At 40.3% G+C, this 15532-nt stretch carries 13 protein-coding genes and 2 tRNA genes; 1 reads left to right on the top strand and 14 read right to left on the bottom strand.

What is annotated here, in order from left to right; all coding sequences use genetic code 11:
* Positions 1–75: 75 nt before the first annotated feature.
* From STYK_RS04445 to parE, 12 genes are all read right to left on the bottom strand, one after another.
* Positions 76–147: transfer RNA gene (locus STYK_RS04445), tRNA-Gln, on the bottom strand.
* 9 nt (positions 148–156) lie between these two features.
* A tRNA-Tyr gene (locus STYK_RS04440) sits at positions 157–237 on the bottom strand.
* A 49-nt stretch (positions 238–286) separates the two neighbouring features.
* Positions 287–517 carry a DUF2969 domain-containing protein gene (locus STYK_RS04435; protein ID WP_000037113.1) on the bottom strand — a complete coding sequence of 77 codons (231 nt, stop codon included), beginning with the start codon at positions 515–517 and terminating at the stop codon, positions 287–289.
* A gap of 98 nt (positions 518–615) precedes the next feature.
* The gene (locus tag STYK_RS04430; protein WP_261805316.1) at positions 616–2583 is read right to left on the bottom strand and encodes a peptide ABC transporter substrate-binding protein; all 1968 of its coding nucleotides are present in this window, start codon (positions 2581–2583) and stop codon (positions 616–618) included.
* Between the two features lie 22 nt (positions 2584–2605).
* Positions 2606–3628: a branched-chain amino acid aminotransferase gene (locus STYK_RS04425; protein ID WP_261805315.1), complete on the bottom strand. Its 1023-nt coding sequence runs from the start codon at positions 3626–3628 to the stop codon at positions 2606–2608.
* A gap of 135 nt (positions 3629–3763) precedes the next feature.
* Entirely contained in the window at positions 3764–6235 is a 2472-nt protein-coding gene (gene parC, locus STYK_RS04420) for a DNA topoisomerase IV subunit A (RefSeq protein WP_261805314.1), read from the bottom strand.
* Between the two features lie 52 nt (positions 6236–6287).
* Positions 6288–7022 carry a CPBP family intramembrane glutamic endopeptidase gene (locus tag STYK_RS04415; protein ID WP_173233835.1) on the bottom strand — a complete coding sequence of 245 codons (735 nt, stop codon included), beginning with the start codon at positions 7020–7022 and terminating at the stop codon, positions 6288–6290.
* The gene (locus tag STYK_RS04410; RefSeq protein WP_261805313.1) at positions 7003–7836 is read right to left on the bottom strand and encodes an aminoglycoside 6-adenylyltransferase; all 834 of its coding nucleotides are present in this window, start codon (positions 7834–7836) and stop codon (positions 7003–7005) included. Before STYK_RS04410 ends, STYK_RS04415 begins: the two co-directional genes overlap by 20 nt.
* Before the next feature lie 64 nt (positions 7837–7900).
* Positions 7901–8497, bottom strand: a complete 597-nt coding sequence (fic, locus tag STYK_RS04405) for a protein adenylyltransferase Fic (protein WP_261805312.1) — start codon at positions 8495–8497, stop codon at positions 7901–7903.
* Between the two features lie 40 nt (positions 8498–8537).
* Positions 8538–9356 (bottom strand): Eco47II family restriction endonuclease, encoded by an 819-nt coding sequence (locus tag STYK_RS04400; RefSeq protein ID WP_112443538.1) that lies wholly within the window; start codon positions 9354–9356, stop codon positions 8538–8540.
* A complete protein-coding gene (locus STYK_RS04395) occupies positions 9353–10354 on the bottom strand; it encodes a DNA cytosine methyltransferase (protein ID WP_050207868.1) in 1002 nt (333 codons plus the stop codon). Before STYK_RS04395 ends, STYK_RS04400 begins: the two co-directional genes overlap by 4 nt.
* A 23-nt stretch (positions 10355–10377) precedes the next feature.
* Positions 10378–12321, bottom strand: coding sequence for a DNA topoisomerase IV subunit B (gene parE / locus STYK_RS04390; RefSeq protein WP_125388937.1), 1944 nt, complete (start codon positions 12319–12321; stop codon positions 10378–10380).
* A gap of 135 nt (positions 12322–12456) precedes the next feature.
* Between parE and plsY the strand changes: the two genes are divergently transcribed.
* Positions 12457–13098, top strand: a complete 642-nt coding sequence (plsY, locus tag STYK_RS04385) for a glycerol-3-phosphate 1-O-acyltransferase PlsY (RefSeq protein ID WP_049519644.1) — start codon at positions 12457–12459, stop codon at positions 13096–13098.
* A gap of 46 nt (positions 13099–13144) precedes the next feature.
* Here the strand turns inward: plsY and STYK_RS04380 are convergent.
* Both STYK_RS04380 and STYK_RS04375 read right to left on the bottom strand, forming a co-directional pair.
* Positions 13145–14496, bottom strand: a protein-coding gene (locus STYK_RS04380; protein ID WP_155455683.1) for an IS3 family transposase whose coding sequence is annotated in 2 segments (ribosomal slippage) — positions 13145–14055 and positions 14055–14496 — 1353 coding nt in all. Because the reading frame shifts where the segments join, the coding sequence is not laid out codon by codon here.
* Between the two features lie 78 nt (positions 14497–14574).
* Entirely contained in the window at positions 14575–15531 is a 957-nt protein-coding gene (locus STYK_RS04375; RefSeq protein ID WP_261805311.1) for an ABC transporter permease, read from the bottom strand.
* Position 15532: the final 1 nt, after the last annotated feature.

Here is a 15532-nt window from a genome sequence, read left to right as displayed (position 1 = left end):
TCGTTCACGTCTTTCAATTATAAAAATAAAATACCCTAAGATATTTTGATTTTTATCTTGATCATTACCTAAGAACTGGGGTAGCTGGATTCGAACCAACGCATGAGGGAGTCAAAGTCCCTTGCCTTACCGCTTGGCTATACCCCATTGATGAAATGGAGAGAGAGGGATTCGAACCCCCGAACCCGAAGGAGCGGATTTACAGTCCGCCGCGTTTAGCCTCTTCGCTATCTCTCCTACAATCAACATGGACCATTATATCATGAAAATTTCAAAAAAACAAGACTTATTTTGCTAAATTATAATTTTCAATCAAAATTTCCACAGCTTTTTCCAATTTTTTATAAAAACTATCGACATTCCCATTCTTTATAATGGCAAATTGTCCATCTAATTCGGCAATTTCTCCGATAACTTTTTTACCGATAGTCAATGTATAACCTTCAAAACTGTCTTTTCCTACATTAACCTTGGCATCTGCTACTTGAATTTCAATTTTTTTATCTTTCTTACTCATTTCATACCTCTCTTCACTTTTTCTATTTTACAAGAAAATCCCAAAACTAGCAAGAAAAAACTCTATATCATTCCAAGTCTGATATAGAGTTTTCTGCTTTATTTAATGTGTTTTTCTAGTTCTTTTTGGTACTTACCATTTGATTCCAATTTTTCTTTTTGCCATTTTTTCAGTGCTTCTTCATATTCTTTGGTTGTAACGATATCTTTTTGCAATTTCATTCCTTTAAAGATATACGGGTCACCCTTAATACCAACTTGTGAGTATGGTTTTGAGAATGGCACGACATTACTTACAACTGGAGAACCACCAGATGAGGCTGTTGGCATCAATAACGAACTATCTGTCAACCAAGCTTGAGCTTTGGCATATTTTTCATAGCGTTCTTCAAGATTTGTAGTTTCTGAATCGGCATCATCCAATAATTTCTTATATTGGTCCAAACCAAGTTTCGCTACAACATCCTTATCTTTTCCTTTCGTAATACCAAGGTGTTTCATGGCAGACCCTGATTTAGGATCCATGATATTCAAGTAAGAGGCTGGGTCTTGATAACTTGGAGCCCATCCTGTACTGTTCAAATCATAGTCTTTTTGAGAAGGAACACGCGCTTGTGAAGTGATTGTTTCCTTTTCATTATCTGTCATTTGAAGAACGTCGATGACAACATTTTCAGCACCAAGAGTTGATTCGATTGACTGTTTGAAAGAGTTACTTTGTTGAACGGCGATAGTATCTGTTTGTTCAACTGGGACATCCAAGTGAATTGGGAAAGTTACCCCTTTAGATTCCAAGTCTTTCTTAGCTTTTTCGAAGGTTGCTTTAGCCTTGTCAGGGTTGTAGATAGAATCCTTACCGTCAACTAGCTCAACACCTTTCCATTGGTCACCATAGTTCACCAACTCTGCTTGAGCGATTTGACCAAAATTCTTACCGCCTGCTTGTACAAAGTTGTCAGGAACGAGACTGTTACGAATAATCTTGTCCGCACCGTCTTCACCATTTAGCTGAGCAGCATATGAATGACGGTTGAAGGCAAAGTTGATAGCCTGACGGAAGTCCTTATTCAGCATAGCTTCTTTAGTAGAAGTCTTTTGCTCTTCACTTGTTTTCGCAGTTTTATTGTATGACTGACGATTTACGTTAAAGGTGAAGTAATAACTACTTGAGTCCTGTGGGCTATAAGTTATTTTATCTCCGTATTGTTCCAAAGTAGAAGCAAAGTTTGAGCTACTTGGGAAGAGACGGGCTGTCGTATAGGCACCAGAAGAGAAACTACGAATCAACGATTCCTGATCAGAACCATCGTAGTAAGTCAATTTGATCTTCTCGATTTTTACCTTTTCTTTATCCCAGTAGTTTGGGTTTTTCTCGTATTCGATCAACGATTTAGACGTCAAGGTCTTCAGGATATAAGGACCATTGTAGAGAATCCCTGCTGGAGTAACTGCTCCATAATCTTTACCTGATGCCTTCAAAAACTCTTCATTTACAGGCAACATCGTCGCTGTGGTGACTTTAGAGTTCCAGAAGCTTTCTGGTTTGTTTAGGGTATATTCAACTGTGTAATCGTCCAAGGCCTTGACACCAACTGTAGAGAAATCATTGGTCTCACCAGTCATGTAGGCATCCAAGCCCTTAATTGAATTTTGGATGAGAGAGACACCGTCTGACTTACCGTCAGCTACGTGTTTCAATCCTGTTACAAAGTCATGGGCTGTTACTTCTGCGTATTCTTCACCTTCTGAAGTGTACCATTTAACTCCTTTACGAAGTTTATAAGTATAAGTCAAACCATCTTTTGAGACAGACCAATCTTCAGCCAAGGAAGGAATAACATTTCCGTATTGGTCATTTTCCATCAATCCATCAACCACGTTCCCGATGACATCTGTTGTAGATGTACGAGTCGCTATACTATAATCCAAAGACGCAGGATCTACTGCATAGACATATGAAAATGTTGTCGGTGCATCTGCTTCTTTATCAGCCTTTCCACAAGCCGCTAATAGAGCTGTTGTGCTCAGGACCACTCCTGCTGTTAAAAGCCACTTTTTCGATTTCATAAAAAATCTCCTTTAGTTTATTTTAATCTACTTTTACAATCCAACCTTCTGGCGCTTCGATATCACCAAACTGAATACCTGTCAATTCATCATAGAGTTTGCGAGTCACAGGACCTACTTCTGTTTCACTATAGAAAACATGGAAATCATCACCGTGCTGAATTCCACCAATTGGAGAAATCACTGCTGCTGTACCACAGGCACCTGCCTCTACAAAACGGTCAAGGTTATCAATCGGGACATCCCCCTCAATAGGAGTTAAGCCCAAGCGATGTTCTGCCAAATAAAGCAAAGAATACTTGGTAATAGATGGCAAGATAGAAGGACTCAATGGTGTTACAAATTCATTATCAGCTGTAATTCCAAAGAAGTTAGCTGATCCGACTTCTTCAATCTTTGTATGAGTTGATGGGTCTAGATAGATAACATCTGAGAAATGACGTGACTTGGCCAATTTCCCTGGCAAGAGACTTGCAGCATAGTTTCCACCAACCTTAGCCGCACCTGTACCATTTGGAGCCGCACGGTCGTATTCATCCTGAATCAAGAAGTTGGTTGGAACCAATCCACCCTTAAAGTAATTTCCAACTGGCATAGCAAAGATGGTGAAAATGTACTCTTCTGCCGGTTTTACCCCAATAATATCTCCGACACCAATCAAAAGAGGGCGAAGGTATAAGGTTCCACCTGTTCCGTATGGAGGTACATATTCTTCATTCGCACGAACAACTGCCTTACAAGCTTCTACAAACATGTCTGTCGAAACTTGTGGCATCAAGAGACGATCACAAGTACGTTGCAGGCGTTTGGCATTTTCATCAGGGCGGAAAAGTTGAACACTACCATCCTTAGTACGATAAGCTTTCAAACCTTCAAATGCTTGTTGTCCATAGTGAAGACTTGGAGAAGACTCTGAAATATGCAAAGTTGCATCCTCTGTAAGCTCTCCTTGATTCCATTGTCCATTTTTAAAATGAGCAATATAGCGATAAGGTAATTTCATATAGGAAAAACCGAGATTTTCCCAATCAATCGTTACTGTCATATTCCACTCCTTATTCTAAAAACCTATTTCTTTTATTCTACACTATTTTTATAAAATAGCAAGTATATTTTGTAATTTTCAGAAAATTTCTTCAATAAAAAAGAACCAGCTCTTAAAACTGATTCTTCATTTCACTTATTTAGCTTCAGTAAATACTTCTTTAAGATAAGCGTCAAAAACTTCTTCATCCGAAATCGTGTCAGAGATGAAGCTACCATTACTTGTGCGTTCTGACAGATTCAAGTCTTGTAGTCGACTTTCATAGATTGTTCCTTTGTTAGATTGAACAATCAGAGTTTGATCGTTCCCGTCCACTTCTGTACTAAAGAGGTCACCAACGAAGCCTTGCTCTGCAACTGCTCCTGCTAAGAAGACACGATGCGGTTTGTTTTTCAACTCACGCAAAACTTGTAAACCACGTTTGGCACGGCTGGTTGCTGGAATTTCCTCAACAGAAACACGTTTCAAACTTCCACGCTGAGTCAAGAGGTAGAAGGACGAGGTATTACAGATAAAGGCCGATTGGAGGACATCATCTTCTTTCAGGTTCATAGCCTTGACACCTGCAGCCTTAGCACCAACAACAGGAACCTCCTCGATATTGAAACGCAGAGCATAACCGTTTTGACTAATCAAGAGAACATCATCTAGTTTAATCGGAGTCACTGCTACAATCTGGTCTGTCTCGTCTTTGAGCTTAGCATACTTGACAGACTTAGACTTGTAGGTTCGCCATGGGGTGAATTCTTTGCGTTCTACACGCTTGATTTGACCGAGACGAGTAGCTGCAAAATAAGTTGTCGCATCATCAAACTGATCCACGACTTCCACATAAAGGATTTCTTCGTTAGTTTCGAAGTTTGTAATGGTTTGGCTCAGATGCTCTCCGATGTCCTTCCAGCGAATGTCTGCCAATTCATGGATTGGTCGATAAATGACATTTCCAAGACTTGTGAACATCAAAAGATGCTGGGTTGTCTTGGCAGATTGAACAAAGATCAAACGGTCATCATCACGTTTGCCAATTTCTTCTAGCGTTGAAGCTGCAAAAGAACGTGGACTGGTACGCTTGATGTAACCTGCCTTGGTCACGCTGACGTAGGTATCTTCCTCGGCGATCAGACTAGCTGTATCAATCTCGATTACTTTCGCAGTGTCTTCTAAGCTACTCAAACGCGGAGGCGCAAATTTCTTCTTGACCTCACGAAGTTCTTTCTTCATAAGATTGTACATGGTCCGCTCATCTCCAATGATAGCAGCAAGCATGGCAATCTTTTCACGAAGTTCTGCTTCTTCTTCTTGCAAGACAACAACGTCTGTATTGGTCAAACGGTAAAGTTGCAAGGTAACAATGGCCTCCGCCTGCTCTTCTGTAAAATCATAGCTGACCTTGAGGTTTTCCTTGGCATCAGCTTTATTCTCAGAAGCACGGATAAGGGCAATGACTTCGTCCAAAATCGAAATCACACGAATCAAACCTTCAACGATATGGAGACGTTTCTCAGCCTTTTCCTTATCAAATCGAGAACGCGCCAAAATCACTTCACGACGGTGGGCAATATAGCTAGACAAGATTGGGACAATACCGACCTGACGAGGTGTGAAATTGTCAATCGCCACCATGTTAAAGTTGTAGTTGATTTGCAGGTCAGTATATTTAAAGAGATAGTTGAGAACGAGCTCTGTATTAGCGTCTTTCTTAAGTTCAATAGCGATACGAAGACCGTCACGGTCAGACTCATCGCGAACCTCAGCAATACCTGCTACCTTATTATTGACACGAACATCATCAATCTTCTTGACTAGATTGGCCTTGTTGATTTCATAAGGAATCTCAGTGACAACGATTTGTTCCTTACCACCTTTTAGCTTTTCAATCTCAGTCTTGGAACGAACAACCACGCGCCCTTTCCCAGTTTCATAGGCCTTCTTGATTTCATCACGACCCTGGATAATCCCTCCAGTCGGGAAGTCTGGTCCAGGTAAGAATTCCATGAGTTTGTCCACCTTGGCAGTTGGATGATCAATCATGTAAACCGCCGCATCAATGACCTCAGCCAAATTATGAGGTGGAATATCTGTGGCATAACCAGCCGAAATACCAGTCGAACCATTAACCAAAAGGTTTGGAAAGGCTGCTGGCAAGACTGTCGGCTCTTTCTCGGTATCGTCAAAGTTCCAAGCAAAAGGAACGGTCTTTTTCTCGATATCCTGAAGAAGATAACCCGCAATCTCAGACAAACGCGCCTCAGTATAACGCATAGCCGCAGGCGGATCTCCGTCCATAGAACCGTTATTACCGTGCATTTCGACTAGAATCTCACGGTTCTTCCAGTCCTGAGACATACGGACCATGGCATCATAGATAGAAATGTCACCGTGTGGGTGGAAATTCCCCATGATATTCCCGACAGACTTAGCCGACTTACGGTAGCTCTTGTCAAAGGTATTGCCATCCTTATTCATCGAATAAAGAATACGGCGCTGAACCGGCTTCAATCCATCACGAATATCTGGCAAAGCCCGGTCTTGAATAATGTACTTGGAGTAGCGCCCAAAACGCTCTCCCATAATGTCCTCCAGGGACATGTTTTGAATGTTAGACATAATAATTCTCTTTTTAGTGTTTTATTGTAAAGTAAATCTATATTTTATAAATTTAACTGTTTCTTTGTAGGTAGTAAGAAAAGAAGAGCAATCCTACTAATCCTAGAATGAATAAAAGATTAATTTTAATAACAAATAAGCTAAGTAGGGTATTAATTAGGCCGTGAAAAATGGCGCAAAAAAGGACCGACTTAGTCTTTTTGAAAACAGCTGCTAGAAGAATACTGAGATAAATTGCAAATAGACTGAATAATATAAAAGGCATACCACTTTGGGAACTTCCAATCACAAACCATAAAGGTATATGCCATATTGCCCAAATACAACCTGTTATCAAACCGGAAATCCAAAAGGAGAATCTAGTTTCCAAAGTTGGTTGCAAGATGCCTCGCCATCCCAATTCTTCTTCGCCACCATAAACACAGACTGCACTCAAAAAAACAACAAACAAATTTCCTAGTGGAAAAGCCGGATTAAGCTCCGTAGATGAGAAAGCAATGACACCTGTTTGCACGAAAATTAGTAAAAGAAATAACAAAATATATTTCTTTGAGTCCCCTAAGATAAAAGAGACTATGCTTTTAATGGATTTTTGAGGCAAACAAGAAATGGCTGCAATGGTAGGACCGAAACCTCCTAGTAAATGGAGAAAAACTCCTAGTGGACTTGTTAGACTTAAGAGGCTCATTTGCGTCAGAAAAGCGAGCAATCCCCAACCAAATCCCCAAGAAATGAGAAAACTAATCAGTAAAAATTTTGTTATCTTATTATTTTGTAAATGTTTCATTTTTTTCGAGTCTCTCCTCAGCATATCTCATCATCTTCTCAGCTACTTCCTTATCGTAATCAAATCCCATCTTTTGAGCAAGGGATTGAGCTTCTTGGTGAAAAAGTTGCATCGTAGCAAACAATGACTGAGTAAGTTTCTCTACACTTGAAAAATCAAGGAGAGCAGAGATTTCCTTCTCTTTCTCTGTAGGTAAATACTTGAAAAGATACTTGTAGTTCTTGCCAATATCGACTGTTCCCCTATCACTTGCAACCTGCCAAGCCAAGATCTTCAGGAGTTCTTGTTGGCAAATCCCGTAAAGATGGTCAGTGACATAGAAAACTTGCTTGCGACAGATTCCTTTGACCACGTAGGCCGACACCCACCAAAATTCATTGCAGGAATTTTTAAAATCCATTTCAGTAGCTGGGCTTGTCCAGAAACGCTTTGGACTGGGAGAATAGGACTCAAACAAGCTCTTCTCATCTTCTAAAACTATGAATTTCGACTCGCTATCTACCCACTCCTTGATGTTCTCTTTGGGGCAGAGAGTTAAATCAATGCGGTTACCATCTTCAAAGAGCATGAGAAATAGACGACGATGGTCAAGAGCAACCTCTTGATCAATAATGCGTTTGCCAAACTGGTCTAGCCAAGAAAGGTCACTCGTCAGATTATCTAAATCGTCCACGACATAGACCACGTCATAGTCTTGAAGTTCATCTTTTAGGGCCTTTGGGTTTGTCCTTGAACCAGACATAGCGACAGCTTTGACTTGTAAAGTTTTGGCAATCTGTAAAATCAGATCTAGCATTTCTGTTTCAGCTCTCATGTCAGTACCTTCTCGTTTTATAGATTATTAAGTGTCTGCTTCTTCTTACTGGATAGTTTTTATACTATAACTCCCCTGTCTGGTAAAGGCTATATCCTTCGTAGTAGTATGAAGCATCCACTCCCTTAAAGAAACTGGTCTGACTGAGGTCATCCGTCAAATTATTGAGGATCAAATACTTGAGTTCTCCAGTTGATACTGCACTACGCTTCATGGCATTGAGGTACTCATTCTTATCTATAGCATTCCAGTCTACCACTTTGCCCAGTTTCTCACGAAGCATACAATCTAGCCAAATCCGCATTGTGCGTCCATTCCCCTCACGGAAAGGATGGGCAATATTCATATCCGCATACTTATCAACCACTTGATCAAAATTGTCATGAGGAAGTTTGTCAATATACTGTAAGGATTGCTCTAAAAAAATACGAGGCGCAAATTGAAAATTATCCTTTGCAATATTAACATCACGTATTTTTCCAGCGAAATCATATATACCGGAAAATAGATAGTGGTGAATAGCTGACAGCCCTGCAAATGTCCCAACTTCCATCTTGAACAAGTCTCCTGTCTGGAAAAGCAGGGCGGCTTGTTTTTTTGTCAGTTTTTCTTCTGCATCTGCCAGCTGAGCTGAGTTTGTAGTGCCTAGTTTATTATCCAATACCTTATTTTCCCCTTATTAACGCCATTTTGTTATGAAATCATGTTCTATCAAAACCTAAATAAGTTGAAAATCCTAGAAGATAGATCACTCTTGCAACTGCCAATTCACTATCATCTTCAATATTTCCTTCTGCTTTCATAATGATTTCTTCAAAAACAGTATCATTTGGCACGATCTCTGTTCCCATTTTTTCTACTGCCTTCTCAGCTACTGACGGTAAATTCATACACATCTTATAAAAAGCATCTTTTTCACCCGTTACCATGAAATAAAATTGATCCAGGCTAACTCTACGAATAAATTTGTGACCAACTTTTTCCCCGTCAACTTTAGGTTCCCATTTAATATTTTGAGATTGCTTTGAAATCGCTTCGACCAAGAAACAGGCACAATCGTCATCCTTCAATAACTGATTTTGCATCTTGATAAAAGTCTTCCCTGATGATGCAGAATTCATAGTATTGTGCTTATTTTTCATTTCAACATAAATTCTACTTACACGCGAACCATCAGGTAAAGAAATTCCTCCTGGATTCTCGTATATAACATCCCAGCCACCTTCTTTTCCATTATCTGGGACACGACAATTCCTCATATATCTGAAAATAGTTTGATGGAAATAGCCAATATCATTATTATTTGACTTATCTCTTTGGCGAAAAATTTCATTACTAATAATTTCATCCCAAGAACTACGATAAACCGACTTATCAAAAATTAGTTTTACAGGATCTACAATATTCTTATTAAATCGTTTCAAATCAAAAGATTTCAATTTTTCACCATACTTCGAAATAGTATCTTGAACATGTTTTAAAAAATCTTCTTCACTAATAAAATCTAAATCCCAAGTCATAGTTGCTCCAAACTTTCTTTTATTTTTATACCCACTTCATAAGCCAAGTTAACTGGAACAGCATTCCCCACTTGCTTATATTGATTTCCTATGCTCCCTTGGAATATCCAATCATCTGGAAAACTTTGAATGCGAGCATTTTCACGAACTGTAAAAGGACGAGCCTCCAATGGATGGCAACGTTCTGTTTGTTTTTGGGTAGGAGATGTTAAAACTGTTAAAGATGGCTCATCTAAACTCATTCTTCTCAAAATACCTGTCCTGCCCCCAGTCATATCCCAAGTTGACTTCATATACTCTTTTGCAATATCTTCTGGAATATCACGCCAATAGCCACCTGGGGGAACTAATTCAAAAATTTTTCTCTTGTAATCAGAATATTGTGCACCAACACTAGGCGGACTATCTAATAATATATCTCTCAATACTGGCTTATATTCATGTGGTTCTGGATAATCAAACGAAATAATATCAGCTAAGTCATTTCTAACCCCAACCATAATCATACGTTCACGTTTCTGAGCCACTCCATAATCCCAGGCATTTAAAACCTTCCATTTAACCGTGTAACCTTCATCCGAAAAAATATCCATAATAGTTCGAAATGTTTTTCCATGATCATGAGAAACTAGGCCACGTACATTTTCAAAAACAAACATTTTCGGTTGAAGTTTATTTAGAAATATTGCATAGTGGTAGAATAATGTACCTCGAGCATCCTCTAAACCTAAACGTTTCCCAGCATAAGAAAAAGCTTGGCAGGGAGCACCTCCGCTCAACAGTTCTAGTTCTCCCTTTTTTATATTAAAATATTCCTCCAAATCAAGAGATGAAATATTTGCAATATCATCATGAATGACATTCCAACTAGGTCTGTTGTGTTTCAATGTTGCCGCTGCTGCTTTATCAAACTCAATCAAACCAATGGCTTCGAATCCAGCTTTTTCTATTCCAAGTGCCAAACCACCTGCACCTGCAAATAATTCAATAACTCTCACTCTTATTTCCTCTTTAAACTAACTTAAAACACTGTCGCTTCTTCCAACGTAAACTTGACATTATCCTCAATCCACTTACGTCGTGGTTCGACCTTATCGCCCATGAGGACATTGACGCGGCGTTCGGCGCGGGCTAGGTCTTCGATTGTGACACGGATGAGGGTACGAGTTTCTGGGTTCATGGTTGTTTCCCAGAGCTGGTCGGCATTCATCTCTCCAAGCCCCTTGTAGCGTTGGAGTGTTGCTCCTTTACCGAACTGCTTGCGGAGTTCTTCTAGTTCCCCGTCCGTCCATGCGTAAGCTACTTCTTCCTTCTTGCCTTTACCTTTTGACATCTTGTAAAGAGGCGGAAGGGCGATATAGACATGACCTGCCTCGACAAGAGGACGCATATAGCGGTAAAAGAAGGTTAAGAGAAGTGTTTGAATGTGGGCACCGTCAGTATCCGCATCGGTCATGATAATGATCTTGTCATAATTGGCATCTTCAAGGGAGAAATCTGCTCCTACACCAGCACCAATAGTATAAATCATGGTGTTGATTTCCTCATTTTTGAGAATATCCGCCATCTTGGCCTTGGCTGTATTGATAACCTTACCACGAAGGGGCAAGATTGCCTGGAACTTGCGGTCACGGCCTTGTTTGGCAGAACCACCGGCAGAATCCCCCTCGACTAGATAGAGCTCGTTCTTAGCTGGATTCTTAGACTGGGCTGGTGTTAATTTACCCGACAACAAGCCCTTGTCTTTCTTGTTTTTCTTACCATTTCGGCTCTCATCACGTGCTTTTCGTGCCGCTTCGCGAGCATCACGCGCCTTGATAGCCTTGCGGATAAGGTTAGAAGCCAATTCACCATTTTCCATAAGGAAGAAGGTCAACTTATCTGCCACAATTCCATCCACAACCGGGCGAGCTAGTGGACTTCCTAGTTTGTCCTTGGTCTGACCCTCAAACTGCAAATGTTCTTCAGGAACTAGAATAGAGAGGACAGCCGCTAGCCCCTCACGATAGTCTGACCCTTCAAGGTTTTTATCTTTTTCCTTGAGGAGGCCTGTCTTACGCGCGTAGTCGTTCATAACCTTGGTAATGGCAGACTTGAGTCCTGTCTCGTGCGTACCACCATCTTTGGTGCGAACGTTATTGACAAAGGATAGAATGTTATCTGAAAATCCATCATTGTACTGGAGAGCTACTTCCACTTGGAAACCATTGTCTTCCCCTTCAAAGTAAAGGACTGGCGTCAAGGTTTCCTTGTCTTCATTGAGGTAAGAAACAAAGTCCTGAACCCCGTTCTCATAATGGAATTCGATTGCTTCATCTGTTCGCTTGTCTGTCAGAGACAAGGTGACATTTTTTAAGAGAAAGGCTGACTCATTGAGTCGTTCTGAAATGGTATTGTACTTGAAGTCAGTCGTAGAGAAAATCGTCGCGTCAGGCATGAAAGTGACTTTAGTACCTGTCTTAGACTTGGGTGCTGTACCAATTTTCTTCAAGGTTGTGACGGGTTTTCCACCATTTTCAAAACGTTGTTTATAAACCGTTCCGTCACGGGTGATTTCAACTTCCAGCCAACTTGATAGGGCATTAACAACGGAAGAACCCACCCCGTGGAGACCTCCAGATGTCTTATAGCCACCTTGACCGAATTTTCCTCCAGCGTGGAGAATGGTAAAGATAACCTCAACAGTTGGAATTCCCATGGCATGCATCCCAGTCGGCATCCCTCGACCATGGTCTTGAACCGTTAGACTTCCGTCTTTATTGATGGTCACATCAATACGGTCACCAAATCCAGACAAGGCTTCATCGACTGCATTATCCACAATTTCCCAGACTAGGTGATGGAGACCAGCACCGTCAGTCGATCCAATATACATCCCCGGACGTTTACGGACCGCATCCAACCCTTCTAGCACCTGAATGGCGTCATCATTGTAGTTATTAATATTGATTTCCTTTTTTGACACAAGGAACCTCCTATTTGTTCATCTTTTCTATTTTACAGGTTTTCTAGGGATTTTGCAAAGTTTTTCCCTTTCAGCCGTCACAATTTCACAGGATATTCTCTGACTTTCTATACCATTTCATGATATAATAGTTCTATGATGACATTTGTATTATTAATTTTAGCTTATCTGCTAGGTTCGATTCCGTCTGGTCTTTGGATTGGACAAATCTTCTTTCAAACAAATCTGCGTGAACATGGTTCTGGAAACACCGGAACAACCAATACTTTCCGAATTTTAGGTAAGAAAGCGGGTATGGCAACCTTTGTGATTGACTTCTTTAAAGGAACCTTGGCCACTCTCCTTCCAATCCTTTTCCACCTTCAAGGTGTATCACCTCTCGTCTTTGGTCTTTTGGCCGTAATTGGACATACCTTTCCTATCTTTGCAGGATTTAAAGGTGGTAAGGCTGTCGCAACCAGTGCTGGAGTGATTTTCGGATTTGCGCCTGTTTTCTGTCTCTATCTAGCAATCGTATTCTTTGGAAGCCTCTATCTAGGTAGTATGATTTCACTGTCTAGCGTTACTGCTTCTATCGCAGCCGTTATCGGAGTTCTCCTATTTCCACTATTTGGTTTTATCCTAAACAGCTATGACCCTCTCTTCATTTTGATTATCCTAGCACTTGCTAGCTTGATTATCATTCGTCACAAGGATAATATCACACGTATCAAAAATAAAACAGAAAATCTTGTCCCTTGGGGATTGAACCTAACCCATCAAAATCCAAAAAAATAAAACGCCAGTTTGAAATGTACTGACCCCAAAAAGTTAGATAATTAATTTATCCAAAGGATTTAGTTCTGTATTGTACAGGGCTAAGTCCTTTTAGTTTTACCTTAATTCGTTTATTGTTGTAGTAATCAATATAGTCTACAATGGCTTGTTCCAATTGCTTAAGCGACTGAAACGACTTCTCATAACCATAAAACATTTCGGATTTTAAAATGCCAAAGAAGGACTCCATCATACCATTATCTGGGCTATTGCCCTTACGCGACATAGATGCTTTAATTCCCTTACCCTCTAGGAACCGATGATACGAATCGTGTTGGTATTGCCATCCTTGGTCACTATGAAGAACAGTATTCTCGTAGTGTTTCTCTGTGAAGGCCTGTTCCAACATCGTTTTTACTTGTTCTAAATTAGGAGAACAAGAAAGATTAAAAGCAATAATTTCGCTGTTAAAGCCATCTAAAACAGGCGATAAATACAATTTCTGCGTGCTATTTGGAATGGCAAATTCTGTCACATCTGTGTAGCACTTTTCCATTGGTCTCGATGCTTCAAACTGGCGTTGAATGAGATTCTCTGCTTTCTTGCCAATCTCTCCTTGGTAGGAAGAATACTTTCGTCTCCGACGAATTCGAGCTATTAAACCAAGGAGCTTCATCAGACGTTGAACTTTCTTATGATTCACTACAAAACCACGATTTCTTAGTTCAAGAGTAACTCTCCGATAGCCATAATTTCCTTTATGGTCATTATAAATGGCATGAATTTCGGTTTTAAGCTCTTTATCTTTGTCAAGTCCATCTAGTTTCTTCAACTGATAGTAGTAAGTTGAGCGAGGTAAACGAGCCGCTTCAAGAAGTAAATCTAGTCGAAATCCTCCTGAAGCCATTTCTCTAATTGTCTCTGCCTTTCTTGCTGTATGGCTTCGTCCCTGTCTTCCAGCTCTTTTAACTTTTTTAAGTAAGCAACCTCGGTACGTAAGCGTTCATTCTCCTCTTGGAGTCGCTCTAGTTCTGTCATTTCCTTCCAAGTTTTCTTCCGTTTACGTCCCATTTTAGGTACTCTCCCTCTTGTTTTCTCAACAATAGTATACCCGTTTTTCCTGTATTGTGCTAGCCAATTAAGAAGTATCGTACGACTTGGGAGGCCGTATTCAAGAGAAACTCTATCTTTAGTCCAGCCTTCATGTAAGACTTTATGAATCATTTCTTGTTTTAAATCAGGAGAATAGTAACGATTTTTCCCTTTTTTGACGAACTCTATTCCGTAACGATCAATCAATTTAATCATGTACCTAATATTAGAATTGTTTATCCCAAATTTATTTGAAAGCTTCTCCAAGCTATAGCCTTGTTTTCTAAGTTCATAGATCTGAACTTTATCATCATAAGTTAATTTCATAATAAAAACACCCCAAAAGTTAGATTTTTTCTGTCTAACTTTTGGGGTGCAGTTCAAAACTGACGTTTTTTTGTATGCTTATTTTGACTTGATGTAGTTGATACCGTCTGCCTTAGGCGCAACTGCTTTTCCAAAGAAGGCTGCCAAGACAAGAATGGTCAAGACATAAGGGGCGATTTGAAGGTAAACCGCTGGCACTCCTTGTAGGAAAGGTAATTGAGAACCGATAACTGCCAAACTTTGTGAAAGTCCAAAGAAAAGACTAGAAAGCATAGCACCAATTGGGTTCCATTTACCAAAGATCATTGCCGCAAGAGCGATAAATCCAGGACCGACAATAGTTGTCACTGAGAAGTTAACTGAGATTGATTGAGCATAAATCGCTCCCCCAATTCCACCAAGGAAACCTGAAATAACAACCCCAAGATATCGCATCTTGTAGACATTGATCCCCAAGGTATCCGCTGCTTGAGGGTGTTCACCAACAGAGCGAAGACGAAGACCAAAACGTGTCTTAAAGAGAATAAACCAAGCAAGGAAAGAGAAGGCAATCGCGATATAACCTAGTAGACTGGTTGACTTGAAGAAGATATCTCCAATCACTGGGATATCAGCCAAAACTGGGAAATCAAAACGTCCAAAAGTCTGGCTTAAGTTATCCGTTTGTCCTTTGTTGTAAAGAACTTTAACCAAGAAAACCGCTAGGGCAGGAGCCATCAAGTTCAATACTGTACCACTGACAACATGGTCCGCACGGAAATGAACTGTAGCGACTGCATGGATGAGGGAGAAAATAGCTCCCACGATACCAGCAACTAACAAGGAAATCCAAGGAGTAGCTGCTCCAAGTTGTTCTGCAAACTCAAGATTAAAGACAACTCCAGAAAAGGCTCCTATAACCATAATTCCTTCAAGACCGACGTTAACGACACCACCACGTTCAGAGAAGACTCCTCCGATACTCGTAAAAATAAGTGGTGCTGAGTAAATCAGCATAGAAGAGACCAAGAGGGTGAGTAATGTTGTAATAGACATC

This window comes from Streptococcus toyakuensis (assembly GCF_024346585.1).
GTDB classification, from domain to species: domain Bacteria; phylum Bacillota; class Bacilli; order Lactobacillales; family Streptococcaceae; genus Streptococcus; species Streptococcus toyakuensis.
Note: the sequence above shows the minus strand (reverse complement) of the source record. Positions and strands in the feature narration are given on the sequence as shown.

Excerpts from the sequence above, each read along its gene's own strand:
- STYK_RS04435 (WP_000037113.1), bottom strand. The coding sequence starts at position 517 with ATGAGTAAGAAAGATAAAAAAATTGAAATTCAAGTAGCAGATGCCAAG.
- STYK_RS04430 (WP_261805316.1), bottom strand. The coding sequence starts at position 2,583 with ATGAAATCGAAAAAGTGGCTTTTAACAGCAGGAGTGGTCCTGAGCACA.
- STYK_RS04425 (WP_261805315.1), bottom strand. The coding sequence starts at position 3,628 with ATGACAGTAACGATTGATTGGGAAAATCTCGGTTTTTCCTATATGAAA.
- parC (WP_261805314.1), bottom strand. The coding sequence starts at position 6,235 with ATGTCTAACATTCAAAACATGTCCCTGGAGGACATTATGGGAGAGCGT.
- STYK_RS04415 (WP_173233835.1), bottom strand. The coding sequence starts at position 7,022 with ATGAAACATTTACAAAATAATAAGATAACAAAATTTTTACTGATTAGT.
- STYK_RS04410 (WP_261805313.1), bottom strand. The coding sequence starts at position 7,836 with ATGAGAGCTGAAACAGAAATGCTAGATCTGATTTTACAGATTGCCAAA.
- STYK_RS04400 (WP_112443538.1), bottom strand. The coding sequence starts at position 9,356 with ATGACTTGGGATTTAGATTTTATTAGTGAAGAAGATTTTTTAAAACAT.
- plsY (WP_049519644.1), top strand. The coding sequence starts at position 12,457 with ATGATGACATTTGTATTATTAATTTTAGCTTATCTGCTAGGTTCGATT.
- STYK_RS04375 (WP_261805311.1), bottom strand. The coding sequence starts at position 15,531 with ATGTCTATTACAACATTACTCACCCTCTTGGTCTCTTCTATGCTGATT.